Genomic DNA, 15,118 nt, shown 5'->3' with positions numbered 1-15,118 from the left:
CAAAGAAATAGGCAACCGACATGGAGGAATGAATGAGCAATGAACCGGCCATGACCGTCTGGCGACCGCTTCTCTATTGTTCGCTGGCCGTGGCGGGCGGCTCGGTCTACGGCGGCCAGGTCTGACCCTTCATGGCGCAGCTCCCGGTCTGGGAGCTCGGACTGGTCATCTTCATCCCCCTGGCCGCGGCCTGGGCGGTGCGTCCCATGCTCGAACAGCGAATGGTGGAAACCGCCCGCCCACGGCGGCAGCCCCTGCGCCAGTTCCAGATGGACCTCGGCCTGTTCCTGGCCGCCGGGTTCGTCTCGGCCCTCGTCCTCCTGGCCGTATTCAGCTTTCCCCTGGCCCGAAGCGGCATGAAGCTGGTTCTGGGCATCTTCACCATCGGGCTCTTCGCGGGCCTGGACATGGCCCTGGCCCGGGAGCGGCAGGTCATCCGCAACGCGCTGGCGGGCAACGCCGCCTACGATCCGCCCGCCCGGCTCATTCCCATGACCCGCAAATTCTCGCTCATCGCCGTACTCATCCTTATCCTGAGCACGGCCATCATCATCCTGGTCCTCATCCGCGATATCGGCTGGCTCGCCACCCAGGACCTGAACCTCGGCACGCTGGACATCATCGGCCGCGTAGTCCTGGTGGAAATCCTATTCGTCATGGGGTTCCTGACGATCATGGTCACCAATCTGGTGATCTCGTACGCCCGGAACATGCGCATCCTCTTCAACACCCAAACCACGGTCCTGGAGAACGTCAGCCGGGGAGACCTCTCCCGAAAGGTGCCCGTGACCACATCGGACGAGATGGGCGTCATCGCCGGGTACACCAACACCATGATTAACCGGTTGCGGGAGGGCGTGCGGATGCGCGAGGGGCTGCTTATCGCCCAGGAGGTCCAGCAGCACTTCCTGCCCAAGGCCGCGCCGGACATGCCCGGACTGGACATCGCGGGCGCAAGCCTGTTCTCGGATGAAACCGGAGGCGACTTCTACGACTTCATCGGATGCGACCTGGACGGGTGCGGCAGACTGGCCGTGGCCGTGGGCGACGTGTCCGGACACGGCATCGGAGCGGCCCTGCTCATGACCGCGGGCCGCGCCGTCATCCGCCAGAACGCGGCCACGCCCGGCTCGGCCGCCGAATCCATCCGCCGGGCCAACCTGCACCTCACCAGGGACATCGGCGAAACAGGCCGGTTCATGACCCTGTTTTTCATGGTAATCGACCCGCTCGAGGAAAACATCACCTGGATCAACGCCGGGCAACAGCCCCCTGTTCTCTACGACCCCGCCACCGACGCCTTTACCGACTTCAAGGGACGGGACATCCCCCTCGGCGTGGAACCCGAATGGGAATATCACGAAGAGGTCATGAAACAACCCGCGCCCGGGCAAATACTGCTCATCACCACGGACGGCGTCTGGGAGGCTCACGACGCAAAGGGCGAAATGTTCGGCCGTGAGCGGCTTCAAGACATCCTCCGCGAGAACCGGGACAGGAGCGCGCAGGACATTCTGCAAGCCGTCAGCGACCGGGTCCTGGAATTTTCCGGCCCGGGCAAACGCGAAGACGACCTGACCGTGGTGGTGGTAAAGGGCGTGGCCCGATAACCAGGCCTCGGCTTCGACGATCTTGCTACAACCCTGTGTTTTCTTGGACACTGATTCCTATTTCTGCTTGTTTAGAACGATGCGAAACTGTATGCTGAGTGTGAAATAATCCAGCATCTTCCCCCTGAAGGAACACTCATGAGCAAACCGGAACGACTCATTTCGCTGCCATTCTCGAAATCCGTCGAGATCAGCTTCAAGAGTTTGAAGGTCCGTTTCTTCCGCTCCATGATTACGGTCTCCAGCCTGGTCCTGGCCGTATCGTTCCTGAGTTTCGTCCTGGTCAACCTGGACATCGCCACGGGTATGCTCCAAAGCGGCGGGCGCGAGGCGGCCAGGGCCCTGTCCCAGGCGGGCTACGACGTGGATATGGCCCGCGAGGCCGTGGCCATGTCGGCCAAGGAGCGCTGGATCGTCATTCTGTCCCTGCTGGTCTGTACGGTGGGCATAGTCAACGCCCAGCTCATGTCCGTGACCGAGCGGTTCTCCGAAATCGGCGTCATGAAATGCCTGGGCGCCCTGGACTCCATGATCCTTCGCCTGTTCCTGCTGGAAGCGGCCATGCAGGGCCTGGCCGGGGCCTTCGCCGGGGCGGTCCTGGGCTGCGTCTTTTCCATGCTGGCCGGAGCCGCGCGCTTCGGCTTCTCCTCCCTCGCGCACATGCCGTTGGCCTCGGCGCTCGGCTCCGTCGGGCTGGCGACCCTGGCGGGCTGCCTCCTGAGCCTTCTCGGCGTGCTCTACCCCGCCCTGCTGGCGGCGCGCATGGACCCGATCAAGGCCATGCGCGCGGAACATTGAGGATATTCCATGAGCGACGACAAACGAACCATAGTCCGCGTCATCGGCGTGAGAAAAACCTTCACCATGGGCAAGATGGAACTGGAAGCGCTCAAGGGCGTGGACCTGGAAATCTTCGCCGGGGAATACATTTCCATCATGGGACCGTCCGGTTCGGGCAAATCCACCCTGTTCAACATGATCGGCGGCCTGGACAAACCCACCGAGGGCAAGGTCTTCATCGACGAGGTGGACATCTCCCAACTGGACGCCTTCGAGCTGGCGTGGCTCCGCAACCGCAAGATCGGCTACATCTTCCAGACCTTCAACCTCATCCCGGTCATGACCGCGCTGGAAAACGTGACCCTGCCCATGACATTCGCGGGCATGAACGCGGACGACGCCCAGGACAAGGGCATCGAACTGCTCAAACTGGTGGGGCTGGGCGAACGGTTCCAGCACAAACCGCTGGAGCTGTCCGGCGGCCAGCAGCAGCGCGTGGCCGTGGCCCGCTCCCTGGCCAACGACCCGTCCATCGTCCTGGCCGACGAGCCCACCGGCAACCTGGACCTGACCACCGGCGAGGAGATCATCGAGCTGTTGCGGATGCTCTCACAGGAGCGCGGCGTCACGGTCATCTCGGCCACCCACGACTACAAGATGCTCAACGTGTCCGACCGCGTGGTCTGGGTGCGCGACGGCCAGGTGGACCGCATCGAACGGCGTGAAGAGCTGGACATCTCCATAGGCTCCATCGGCGAAAAGCTGACCGGACACAGGGAAGCCGGAGCGTAGCCCATGATCCGGCGCGGACCGCATCTTCACATTCTTCTCGCCTTGGCCGCGGCGTTCGTCCTGGGCGCGGCCTTCGCGCCTTCCGCGCGGGCCGACGGCGCGGCGCTTCTGCGCAGGCTGAGCGCGATCGAAGACCGCTCGCCCGGCAGCCCCGGCTGCGCCGAAGCGGCCGACATGGTCGAAGCCGAGTTGAAACGCCTCTTCCCGAACGGGACCTTCGGCCGCCAAAGCTTCCATCTGCCCGTGCAGGTTCAGGAGGGAGCCGCCCTGAAAATCGCGGCCAGCGGCCATGTGGAGCCCCTGCGCCAACTGCGGGCCAACGCCCTGTCTCCCGGCGCCCTGACCCCGCCCGGCGTCGACGGACCGCTCATCTATGTCGGCAACGGACGCGTCGCCGACTTCAACGGGCTGTCGGTCGAAGGGGCCGTGGTCCTCATGGACATGGACTCGGGCAAGAACTGGAACAACGCGGCCATGCTCGGCGCGCGCGCCCTGATCTTCGTGGGCGTGGGCGGCGACGGCGGCCCGAATCCCAGGCCGGGCTTCGAGGCCAAGTTCGAACTCACCCCGGTGGACTTCCCCATCTTCTGGATATCCCGCGAACGGGCCGAAGCCCTGTTCGGCAAAGGCCTCGTCTCGAAAGGGCCGAAGGCTCTGGGCGAAGTCGGACTGACCTCCAAGGGCAAGTGGCGCAACGAACGGCTGGAGAACGTCTACTGCCGCATCCCCGGCTCAGACCCCGAGCTTTCCGCACAGACCGTCATCCTTGAAGCGTTCTACGACTCCACCGCGCTGGTGGAGGGGCACTCGCCCGGCGCGGACGAAGGCGCATCCATAGCCGTCCTCATGGACCTGGCCGAGACCCTGGCCGCGCATCCGCCCAAACGATCGGTGCTCTTCCTGGCCACGGCGGGCAAATCATCGGCGCAGGCGGGAATGCGCGAATTCACCTGGGCCCTGGTGTCCAGGGGCAAGGACCTCAAGGGACGGCGCGACCGGCTACAGGGTCTCGTGGCGGACACCCGGCGCACCCTGGATCTTCTCCGCTCTCCGGCTCCCCTGTCCCCGAACGGCCTCGCCGCCCCCAGTGACGCGACCCTGCTCAAGAAAGCGCTCAAGGCCGTGGTCCGCAACCGCGAGGACGACATCACCGGCGAACTCATGCGGCTACGGCTGCTGAACGGGGACGAAACCGCCGACCAGACGCGCATCCAGACCCTGGCCGACGAGCGCATCCGCCTGAAGCGGCTGACCTGGGTCGGCTCCACCGTGGCCGACTACAAGCTGCCCGACGACGAGCGGACGGCCCTGCAACGATTCATCCTGCCCGCCGAAACGCATCAGGCCGCCGTGCTCGCGGACGCGACAGGCCAACTGGAGGACATCGCCTCGGCCCGGGCCGTGCGCGATGCCCTGGGCGAAACGAGCATCGCGGCCCACATATCCCTGTACCTCTCCACCCACGGCGACGGGGTGGGCGGCTTCGACCAGGGGTGGCTCATCGACCTCAAGCCCGACGTCAACCGGACCGGCTTCTTCCGTCCCCTGGACACGGTCATGAAGGGCGCGGTGGAGCGGCTGAAAAACAGCGATCCCGACACCGCCCGGCTGTTCCGCGACACCCTGCGCCCCGGCAAACGCGCCTGGCAGAGCTACCTTCCCGACCGCCCCGAGCTGGGCGGCGAGCCCATGGCCCTGGCCGGACTGCCCGGTTTCACCCTGGCCACCGTCCACGACGTGCGCCCCGCCTGGGGCACCCCCTACGACCGGCCCGGGCGCGTGAATTTCGAGTTCCTGGCGAAGCAGTCCCGACTGGTCGCGACCCTGGTCACGGCCCTGGCCAACGAACCCGTGACCGACGCGGGCAAACGGGAAAAGAACAACTTCGTGACCGTGGAAGGCCGCGCCAACCTTCTCCGCAAGGGCGAAATCTTCCCGGACAGGCCAGCCACGGGCATGGTCGTCCTGGCCTTCCAGTGGCAGACGCGCGATTACGGCATGGTCGACACCCAGGGAGACTTCCGTATCCCCGGCCTGGCAGGCAAGACGGTCAGCTACCACAAGGCGGTCATCGAAGCCTTCAAATTCAACGAGGAGACCGGGCTGGCCGATTGGGCCATCGACAAGCCGAAAACCGGCAAGGACGCATACCGGCTCAAGCTCTCCCGCCCCGTGCAGGCCACGGACCTGGTCCTCTTCGCCTGCACGCAGACCACCCTGTTCGACATGTTCGAGCCGAGGACCTTCAAGTACCTGTACCGGCCCACCCTCATCGACGGCCGCTCCGAGGCTCCGCCCGTAAGCTACTGGTACAGCCGCCTGGACACCCGCCTGTCCACGCTCGGCACCCTTTTCCTGGAGCCGGACACCCCGGTCAAGCTGACCCTGTCCGACACGGTCCTGGACAAGAAGGTCCTGCTCCTCAATTCGAATCCGGAACATCCAGAGGGACTGGGCTATGTGGCCCGGCGGTGGCCGGTCATCCCCCTGACGGAATTCCGGGCCGCCCGGGACATGTGGACCCTGCTCGCCCCGCGCATCGACAACCTGGAGGAAAAGGGCATCGTCAACGACCGCATCCGGCTGCTGCGCAAGCAGGGAGACGAGCAGTTGGCGGAGGCCACGGCTTTCCGCGAGGCCAAGCAGTGGGACAAGTTCGTCGAGGCGTCCCGCGCCTCCCTGTCCAAGGCGAGCCGGGTATACAACGACGTGGACAAGACCCAGCGCGACGTGCTTTTCGGAGTGCTCTTCTATGTGGCCCTGTTCGTGCCCTTCGCCTACTGCATGGAACGGCTCTTCTTCTCCTTCGTGGACATCAAGAAACGGATCAGCGCCTTCCTGGGCTTCCTGTTCCTCATCATCGGGGTCATCTATCTGGTGCACCCGGCCTTCCAACTGACCTATTCGCCGCTGGTGGTCATCCTGGCTTTCTTCATCCTGGCCCTGTCGCTGCTCGTCTCGCTGATTATCTTCTTCCGCTTCGAGCGGGAGATGGTGGAACTGCAAAAACGGTCCTCCCACGTCAAACTGACCGGCATCAGCCCCATGGCGGCCTTCGGCGCCGCCTTCGTCCTTGGGGTGGGCAACCTGAAGCGGCGGCCCGTGCGCACCTTCCTGACCTTCGCCACCCTGGTCATCCTGACCTTCACCATCATGAACTTCACCACGGTCAAATCGGTGCGGCAGGCCGGGTGGGCGAAATTCAACGATCACGCCTCCTACGAGGGGCTCATGGGCAAGTACCTCAACTGGCAGGACATCCCCGTGGAGGCCCTGTCCGTCGTCCGCAACGCCTTTTCCGGCTCGGGGACCGTGGCCCCGCGCGTCTGGTACGACACCGGCTTCACCTCCGACAAATCCCGCGCCCCGCTCATCCCGGTAGTCCGCGACGGGAAGGAGGCGCAGGGACGCGGCCTGGTCGGCCTTTCCTGGCTCGAACCGCGGGTCAGCGGACTCGACCGCATCCTGGTCAAGGGACGCTGGTTCCGAGAAGGCGAACGGCAGGCGGTCATGCTGCCCGAGCGCATGGCCGAACGGATCGGAGCCGACCCGGACGATCCCACGCGCAACAAGGTCGTTCTCTGGGGGCTGCCCCTGACCCTGGTGGGCGTGTTCAGCGACGACGGCCTCCGCGACAATCCCGACCTGGACGGCGAGCCCATCACCCCCATCGTCTTTCCCAACCAGGCGGCCACCCAGCTCTCCGAGGTCGAGGCGGAAGCCATCGAAAGCGGCGAGGACGTCATGACGACCGAATCCCGCTACCAGCACATCCCCGGCTTCGAGACCGTCATCGTCCCGGCCGAGGAACTGCTGGCCCTGTCGGCGGGCCGCCTCAAGGGCATTGCCGTGCGCCCGGACATCGGGCATCGCGTGGGCGACGACCTGGGCGACCGCTTCGGCCTGCTCTTGTTCAAGGGCGGCCCGGAGGGGACCTCCCTCTACTACGCCTCGGACGCGGTCAACTACTCGGGAATGGCCAACATCCTGATTCCGCTGGGCATCTCCATACTCATCGTGCTCAACACCATGATCGGCTCCGTCTACGAACGCCGCCCCGAGATCGCGGTCTACACCTCGGTCGGGCTGGCCCCGCCCCACGTGGCCTTCCTGTTCATCGCCGAGTCGCTGGCCTTCGCGGTCATTTCCGTGGTGGTGGGCTACATCCTGGCCCAGACCTCCAGCGCGTTCCTGGCCGGGACCCCGCTGTGGGCGGGCATGACCGCCAACTATTCTTCCACGGCAGGCGTGGCCGCCATGATCCTGGTCATCGGCGTGGTCCTGATCTCGGCCATCTACCCAGCCCGCGTGGCGGCCAACATCGCCATCCCGGACGTGAACAAATCCTGGACCATGCCCGAGGCCGAAGGCGACAGGCTGACCGTCATCCTGCCCTTCCTCATCAAGATGTCCGAAATGTCCTCGGCGGGCGGCTTCCTGCGCCAGTACTACCTGGCTCACCACGACATTTCCCACGGCATGTTCTGCACGGACGACATGCGCTGCAATTTCCTCGACCTGGACGAACAGGGTGCTCCGGAGCCCGACATCCCCCTGTCCGACGACCTGTGCTTCTCCATGGACCTGCGCGTCTGGCTGGCGCCCTTCGACTTCGGCGTGCGCCAGAAAGTGAAGCTGATCTTCTGCCCCTCCGAAATATACGGCGGCTTCCGGCAGATAAAGGTCCTCATCGACCGCGAGGCGGGCGAGCTCACGGCCTGGGAAAACCTCAACCGCAATTTCATCAACGACCTGCGCAAGCAACTGCTGGCCTGGCGGTCCCTGGACAACGACGCCGTGGTCCACTACGCCGACGACCTGAACGCCGAGCGGCGGCGGTTCGAGCGGGAACAGCCGAAGGAGGCCGAGGCATGAACGGACGACTGAGGCTGCGCGCACTGGCGACCGGGCTCGTCCTCGGACTGATCCTGTGCGTCTACACCCCCTACAACAACGCGGTGCTCGGCGGCGTCCCGCTGGGCGGCGGACACTTCCCCCTGGCCCCCTTCTTCATCCTGGCCTGGATGTTCGTCATCGACGCGGCCGTCGCCCGGCTGACCGGCAGGCCGCCCTATTTCTCCGGGGTGGAGCTCCTGACGGTCTGGCTGATGATGACCCTGTTCACGGCCATCGGCTACGCGGGGCTGTCCGAGACCTTTCTCGTCGATATCACCGCGCCCGGACGCTACGCCAGGGACGCCTACCGCTGGACCGAAGTGCTGGGGCCGCTCCTGCCCGAATCCTGGTTCCCCCACTCAGCCGAGGCCGTGCGCCAGCTCTTCCAGGGGCTCAAGGGCGGCCGGGACATGTCCGTCATCGAGGTCATGTCCGCCATCCCGTGGGGCGTCTGGCTGCCCCCGCTCCTCGTCTGGTCCCTGTTCATCCTGGGCGCGTACTTCGTCATGATCTGCCTGACGGCCCTGTTCGGACGCCAGTGGGTGGTCAACGAACGGGTCAACTTTCCCCTGCTGCGCGTCCCCCAGCTCATGGGCGAGGCCCTGGACCAGCGGCAGTTGTCCTCATGGTGGACGAACCGGTTCCTGCTCATCGGGCTGACCTTTGCCGGGTCGCTGCACCTGCTCAACGGGCTGCACTTCTACTATCCGTCCGTGCCCGAGCTGCCGACCCTGGTCCTGGCCGGAACCTACTTCCCGAAATTCGGCCTCTTCTCCGGGTTCTACAAACTGAAGCTCTATTTCATCCCGGCCTTCGTGGGCTTCGCCTTCCTGACCACCCGGCAGATTTCCTTCTCCATGTGGTTCTTCCACCTCGCGGCCGGTCTCCTCTTCGGCCTGCTCTACGTGCTCGGCTGGCAGTTGCCCGAAGCCGCGCTCGGGACCACCCTCGGCCCGGACCTGGCCCGCCCCGAGGGAGCGCAGACCATCGGCTCCTACGCCGTGTTTTTCCTCTTCCTTCTCTGGCTCTCCCGCCACCACCTGAAGGAAACGGCCGCCTGTTTCATGCGGCCCGCCTGCAAAGGCGGCAAGGCCCTGCACGCCCCGGGCTTCGAATCGCCGCCCCGCGAATGGGGCCCGCCCGCATGGCCGCTCGCGGGACTCTTTCTCGGCATGGCGTTCCTCGTCGCCTGGTGCCGCTTTTTCGGCCTGCCCTGGACCGGCGCGGTGCTCCTGCCCCTGGCCTTCCTGCTGGTCACGCTCGTGGTCAGCCGACTCGTCTGCCAGGGCGGCCTGCCCTACTTCACCCTGACGGCCGCTCCGTCCGACGGGATCATCGGCCTGTTCGGCACAGGCGTCTTCGGCTCGGCGGGCGTGGCCGCAACCGCTGTCATGCAGAAGGTCCTCTTCCTGGACGTACGGGAATCCGTGGCTCCGACGCTGTTCCACGGGTCCAAGATACGCGAATCGGCCGCCCCGGCCCGCCGCAGGCTGCTCCTCGCGGCCATCGGCGTCTCCCTGGTTCTGGCCCTGGCCGCGGCCTTCGCCACCATGCTCTATCTCGGCCACCGCTACGGCCTGCGCGAACTGCGCCTGGACTGGGCCACCCAGACCGTGCTGGCCAACTACGAAAACGCCCAACGGCTGGTGGACCAGCCCGCAGGCCCCAACCAATGGCTGATAACCTACGCGGGCTTCGGCGCGCTGGTCATGTTCGTGCTCATCTACTGCTACTACAAGCTGCCCTGGTGGCCCCTGCACCCGCTGGGCTACCTGGCAGCCTATTCGGCAGGCATGAAAATCCTGTGGTATCCGTTCTTCCTGGGCTGGCTGTGCAACCACCTGGTCCTGCACTACGGCGGCACCCGGCTCTACAACAAGGTCCGATTCCTGTTCATCGGCCTGATTCTCGGCGATTTTCTCATGGGCGGCGTCTACGCCGTCATCGGCATGTTCTCCAACCAGGCGTACAGCGTCTTTCCCCTGTAACCGAGGATGTCCATGAAGGCGTTCATGAAGATATTGCCGCTCCCCCTCCTCCTGCTGTTCGCGGCCGCCCCGGGCCATGCGCAACGCGCCTTTGCGGCTTCCCCCCCGAAGAACGCCCTCGTCATGTTCATCGCCCACGCCGACGTGCCGCCCTACTACATCGGCGGCCCGGGCGCGCCGGACAGGGGCATCCTGCCTGACGTGCTGAAGGCCGTGGCCGAACCGCTGGGATACGCCCTTTCCTTCAAGCAGTTGCCCGACAAGCGGGGCTGGGACATGCTCGAACACGGCGGTGTGGACGTCTACGCCTCGGCCAGGGAATGGAAGGACGAGCCGGACAGATTCCTCTGGACCGACCCGTTCATGCCCAACGAGGACGTACTCGTCTACCGCGCGGGGTGCTCGATTCAGTACCTCAGCCCCGAGACGCTTCACGGCACGACCGTGGCGTGCATCAAGGGATTTTTCTACCCGGCCCTGCAAGCGCACTTCGGGCCGGGCGGCATAACGCGGCTCGACGCCACCTCACCCGACGTCATGCTGGAGCTTCTCAGGTTGGGCAGGGCGGATGCCGCCATCGTCAACCGCACGGAAATACACTGGATGTTTCACCACCGGGAAGATATCGACTCCCGACAGTTCCGCGTGGACCCCACCCCGGCCGGAACCGCCTCCATCCGTTTCGTATTTCCCAAGAACCGGGGATGGGAACCGGTTATCGAACAATTCAACCTCCGTCTCAGGGAAATGAAGGCGGACGGCAGCCTCGAAGCCGTCCTCGACCGGTACAGGTAGCCCCCGGTCCGCAGGAGCGAAGCATATGTACGACGACAAGGAATTGAAGGAATACCGGGACCTGCTCAAGCCGCCCGAGAAATTCGAGGAGGGGTTCGACTGGAAGACCGTGGTGGGAGCCGTTTTCATCGGCTTCCTGATGATGCCCGGCTCCATGTACCTGCAACTGGTCATCGGCCAGGGCATCGGCCCGGCCGCCCGCTGGGTGACCATCATCCTCTTCGCCGAAATCGCCAAACGTTCCTACACCCATTTGAAGGAGCAGGAGATATTCCTGCTTTACTACATGGCGGGCGCGGCGCTGGCTTCGCCGTTCCAGGGGCTATTGTGGAACCAGTACCTGGTCCAGTCCGACGCGGCGCGGATGCTCGGCCTGACCGAGTTCATCCCCCACTGGGTCGCGCCGGCCATGGGTTCCGGCTCATACCTGGAGCGAACCTTCCTGCACCGCGACTGGCTCGTGCCCATCCTGCTGCTCGTCGGCGCGCAACTGGTCCAGCGCATCGACCATTTCGGGCTGGGCTATTCCCTGTACCGCATCACCTCGGACGTTGAGAAGCTGCCGTTCCCCATGGCCCCGGTGGGCGCGCTGGGCACTATGGCCCTGGCCGAATCCACCGAAGACAAGAAGACCGGCTGGAAGTGGCGGGTCTTCTCCATCGGCGGGGTCATAGGACTCGCCTTCGGTTTCTTCTACGTGCTCCTGCCCGCCCTGTCCGGGCTGCTCTTCACCGAACCCATCCGGCTCATCCCCATACCGTGGATCGAGCTGACCCGGCACACCGAGGACGTTTTGCCCGCCGTGGCCACGGGACTGCAATTCGACCTGGGGCTGGTCTTCATCGGCATGGTCCTGCCTTTCTGGGCGGTCATCGGAGGCCTGCTCGGGCTCGTCGTGACCATCGCGGCCAACCCGATCCTCTACGCCCACGGCATCCTGCACCGCTGGCATCCGGGCATGGCCACCGTGGAAACGGTCTTCGCCAACAACTTCGACTTCTACATGAGCTTCGGCATAGGCCTGGGCCTGGCCATCGGCGCGGTGGGCGTATACTACGTCGTCAAATCGTTCCGCAGCGCGAGCGGCGGCCTGGACTTCTCGGCCCTGTTCAACCCGCCCGAAGGACGCGGCGACATCAACTTCTGGGTGTCCATCGGCATCTACGTCTTTTCCACCCTGTGCTACATCGCCTTCTGCCTGTGGCTGGTGCCGAGCTTTCCCTGGATTTTCTTCGTCCTCTACGGCTTCGTGTACACCCCGGTCATTTCCTACATCTCCGCGCGCATGGAGGGCGTCGCCGGACAGTTCATCGCCCTGCCCATGGTCCGCGAGTTCTCGTTCATCGCCGGGGCCAAATTCTTCGGCTATCACGGGCTGGAGATATGGTACGCGCCCATCCCGTTCCACAACTACGGGGAGGCCACGGTCCAGTTCCGGCAGATCGAGTTGACGGGAACCAGCCTGCGCGGGATCATCAAGGCCGAAATTCTGGTCTTCCCCATCGTCATGGTCTCCTCGCTGCTCTTCTCGCAATTCCTCTGGCAGCTCGCGCCCATTCCCTCGCCGGAATACCCCTTCGCGCAGGAGCTGTGGCACCTCCAGGCCCTGAACACCCTGCTCATGCAGACCTCCACCCTCGACGGCAACTCCCTCTTCTTCGAGGCGCTGTCCGGCCCGGTGGTCCTGTCCGGCCTGGGGCTCGGCCTGATCCTCTATTCGGTGCTCAACGTCCTCGGCCTGCCCGTGCTTCTGGTCTACGGCGTGGTCCGCGGACTGGGCCAGTCCACGCCGCACGGCATGATCCTGGAAGTGGTCGGCGCGCTCCTGGGCCGCTTCTACTTCCTGAAAAAATACGGCGCGCGCTGGCGGCATTACGCCCCGGTCCTGCTGGCGGGCTTCTCCTGCGGCATGGGCCTGACCGGCATGTTCGCCATGGGCTGCACCCTCATCATGAAGTCGCTCGGAAGGCTGGCGTACTAGGAACCCGCTCCGAACGCGCGCGTCATGGCCCGCCACGTCCGGAAACCTGCCCGCATTTTGCAAACGGGCCTTGTTCTTTCCCCTGCGAGCGGGTAATTTGTGCCCGGCGTAACGGTACAAGGAACCACATACGGAGAACGGAATGCCCGAATACAAGACGACCGCCCTGGTGCTGGCCGCAGGCAAGGGAACGCGAATGCGCTCTCCCAAGGCCAAGGTCCTGCAAACCCTGCTGAACGAGCCCATGCTCTTCTACGTGTATGAGGCCCTTGCGCCGATCGTGAAGGGAAACGTCCTGACCGTGGTCGGGCACGACGCCGACAACGTGGCCGCGGCCTTCCCGGACATGGCGGACAGGTTCGTCACGCAGACGGAACAGCTCGGCACCGGCCACGCCCTCCAGGTGGCCTGGGAAGCCGTGAAGCGCTCCGGGGCCACCCACTGCCTGGTCATCAATGGCGACACCCCGCTGGTGACGGTTGAGGCGCTGGACCGGCTCATGGCCGCCCAGGGCTGCTGCGACCTGGCCTTCATGACCATCACCCCCCGCGACACCGCCTCCTTCGGCAGGGTGGTCCGCGACGCCGAACGGCGGATCACGGCCATCGTCGAGGCCAAGGACTACGATTTTTCCGTGCACGGCCCGGTCACCGGCGAGGTCAACGCGGGCATCTACCTGCTCAAGGTCGAAACCGTCGGCCCGCTGCTCGACCAGCTTGAAAACAAGAACAAATCCGGCGAATACTACATCACCGACCTGATCGGGCTGGCCGTGGAAAAGGGGCTGTCCGTGGACGGCGTCCAGGCGGGCAACGACATTTCCCTCATGGGCATCAACTCTCCGCGCGAACTGATCGTCGCCGAGAACGCCCTGCGCAGCCGCATCGTGAACGAACTCATCGACGCGGGCGTGCTTATCCACAACCCCGACACCGTCATCATCGGCCCCAGGGCCGAAGTAGAGCCCGGAGCCGAAATATTCGGCCACTGCGAAATCTACGGGGCCTCCAAGGTGGCGGCGGGCGCGCGCCTCGGCTCATACAACCACATCACCGACGCCGTCTTCGCCCCGGGCTGCGTGGTCCGCGAATTCAACCACATCGAAAAAGCCGAGGTGGGCGAAGGCGCGACCGTCGGCCCCTACTCCCGGCTGCGGCCCGGCGCGGTGCTCAAAAAGAACGCGCGCGTCGGCAACTTCGTGGAAATGAAAAAGGCCGTTCTGGGCGAGGGGTCCAAGGCCAGCCACCTGACCTACCTGGGCGACGCCGAGGTCGGTCCCGGAGCCAACATCGGAGCGGGGACCATCACCTGCAACTATGACGGCAAAAACAAATTCACGACCAAAATCGGCGCGGGGGCGTTCATCGGCTCCAACACCGCCCTGGTCGCCCCGGTGACCGTGGGCGAAAACGCCCTGATCGGGGCCGGGTCCACCATCACCAAGGACGTGCCGGACAATCAGGCAGGCATCGCCAGAGGCAAGCAGGTCAACCTGAAAAGGCGCCTGAAGAAAAACTAGTGATGCAGTGGAAAACCCTCAAAATAACTGTGGAAAGAAATCTTGCCTTGGACCGGAAAAAAGCATAGATAGAAGATATGGAATTAGTTGCCAAGCTTGAAGAGCGTTTCAATGTCTTATTGAATAAAATTGCGGAACTGAAAGAAGAAAATCAGCGCTTGAAGGAGGAGGCCGAGGCCGAAAGGCGTCTGCGTAACGACATCGAATCCCGTATCGACGCGCTGCTCGAAAAAGTTCAGAACGAGCTCGAATGATAGTGGGTTACGATGCCTCGCTACACGCTGACCCTGATGGGACTCGAGATATCCTTCAAGACGGATGCGGACAATGTCCGTATCGAGGCCGCGCAGGCGTTCATCGAGAACAAGCACAAGGAGCTTGTCGCCGGAGCCGGTGACATCAGCAAGGAAAAGCTGCTCACCTATCTGCTCCTGAGCCTGGCGGACGATTATCTGGTCGCCGAAGAAAAACTGAAGCGACTGGAAGGGAAGATCGGAGAGATTTTGGAAAAGACCTCGACGGATCCGGACCGATAACTGGGCGGACCCGTGGTCGGCAACAAGGAATTACCCTGGGGCGTACGTGATTGCCCGGAGTGTTATTGAGCCAATGCTCTGAAAAAGGGCGACGACTCCAGTGTGCTGGTGAGCAGGCCCGGTCCGGCCGGGAAGCCTGAAGGCGCGCGAGTCATGCCCACCTGGACATGCCAGGTTCAAAACATACAGGCAACACGGCTTCCCGGGGATTTTTAAACTCC

General features: G+C 64.3%; 10 protein-coding genes and 1 other RNA gene. All 11 read left to right on the top strand.

The annotated features are described in order from the left end of the window. The first annotated feature begins 131 nt into the window (after positions 1-131). The 11 genes from PSN43_RS02385 (at position 132) to ssrS (ending at position 15,110) form a co-directional block, all read left to right on the top strand. A complete protein-coding gene (locus PSN43_RS02385) occupies positions 132-1,610 on the top strand; it encodes a PP2C family protein-serine/threonine phosphatase (protein ID WP_272699115.1) in 1,479 nt (492 codons plus the stop codon). 138 nt (positions 1,611-1,748) lie between these two features. Further along, on the top strand, positions 1,749-2,408 hold the full coding sequence (locus tag PSN43_RS02380) for an ABC transporter permease (protein ID WP_272699114.1): 660 nt from the start codon (positions 1,749-1,751) through the stop codon (positions 2,406-2,408). A gap of 9 nt (positions 2,409-2,417) precedes the next feature. Then, complete coding sequence (locus PSN43_RS02375) at positions 2,418-3,182, top strand: ABC transporter ATP-binding protein (RefSeq protein ID WP_272699113.1); 765 nt, start codon at positions 2,418-2,420, stop codon at positions 3,180-3,182. A 3-nt stretch (positions 3,183-3,185) separates the two neighbouring features. Further along, positions 3,186-8,057, top strand: a complete 4,872-nt coding sequence (locus PSN43_RS02370) for an FtsX-like permease family protein (RefSeq protein ID WP_272699112.1) — start codon at positions 3,186-3,188, stop codon at positions 8,055-8,057. Continuing rightward, positions 8,054-10,066 (top strand): DUF6785 family protein, encoded by a 2,013-nt coding sequence (locus PSN43_RS02365; protein ID WP_272699111.1) that lies wholly within the window; start codon positions 8,054-8,056, stop codon positions 10,064-10,066. Before PSN43_RS02370 ends, PSN43_RS02365 begins: the two co-directional genes overlap by 4 nt. Positions 10,067-10,090: 24 nt before the next feature. Continuing rightward, on the top strand, positions 10,091-10,861 hold the full coding sequence (locus tag PSN43_RS02360; RefSeq protein WP_272699110.1) for a substrate-binding periplasmic protein: 771 nt from the start codon (positions 10,091-10,093) through the stop codon (positions 10,859-10,861). A 25-nt stretch (positions 10,862-10,886) separates the two neighbouring features. Next, positions 10,887-12,842, top strand: coding sequence for a peptide transporter (locus tag PSN43_RS02355; protein ID WP_272699109.1), 1,956 nt, complete (start codon positions 10,887-10,889; stop codon positions 12,840-12,842). A 142-nt stretch (positions 12,843-12,984) separates the two neighbouring features. Next, positions 12,985-14,361 carry a bifunctional UDP-N-acetylglucosamine diphosphorylase/glucosamine-1-phosphate N-acetyltransferase GlmU gene (gene glmU, locus PSN43_RS02350; RefSeq protein WP_272699108.1) on the top strand — a complete coding sequence of 459 codons (1,377 nt, stop codon included), beginning with the start codon at positions 12,985-12,987 and terminating at the stop codon, positions 14,359-14,361. Between the two features lie 77 nt (positions 14,362-14,438). Further along, complete coding sequence (locus PSN43_RS02345) at positions 14,439-14,615, top strand: hypothetical protein (RefSeq protein ID WP_272699107.1); 177 nt, start codon at positions 14,439-14,441, stop codon at positions 14,613-14,615. Positions 14,616-14,627: 12 nt separating this feature from the next. Next, positions 14,628-14,897 carry a cell division protein ZapA gene (gene zapA, locus PSN43_RS02340; protein ID WP_272699106.1) on the top strand — a complete coding sequence of 90 codons (270 nt, stop codon included), beginning with the start codon at positions 14,628-14,630 and terminating at the stop codon, positions 14,895-14,897. 29 nt (positions 14,898-14,926) lie between these two features. Further along, positions 14,927-15,110: non-coding RNA, 6S RNA (ssrS, locus tag PSN43_RS02335), on the top strand. Positions 15,111-15,118 lie beyond the last annotated feature (8 nt).

This window comes from Desulfovibrio sp. Fe33 (assembly GCF_028532725.1).
Lineage (GTDB): Bacteria > Desulfobacterota > Desulfovibrionia > Desulfovibrionales > Desulfovibrionaceae > Pseudodesulfovibrio.
The sequence above is the reverse complement of the archived record's forward strand: the minus strand, read 5'-3'. Positions and strand labels throughout refer to the sequence as shown.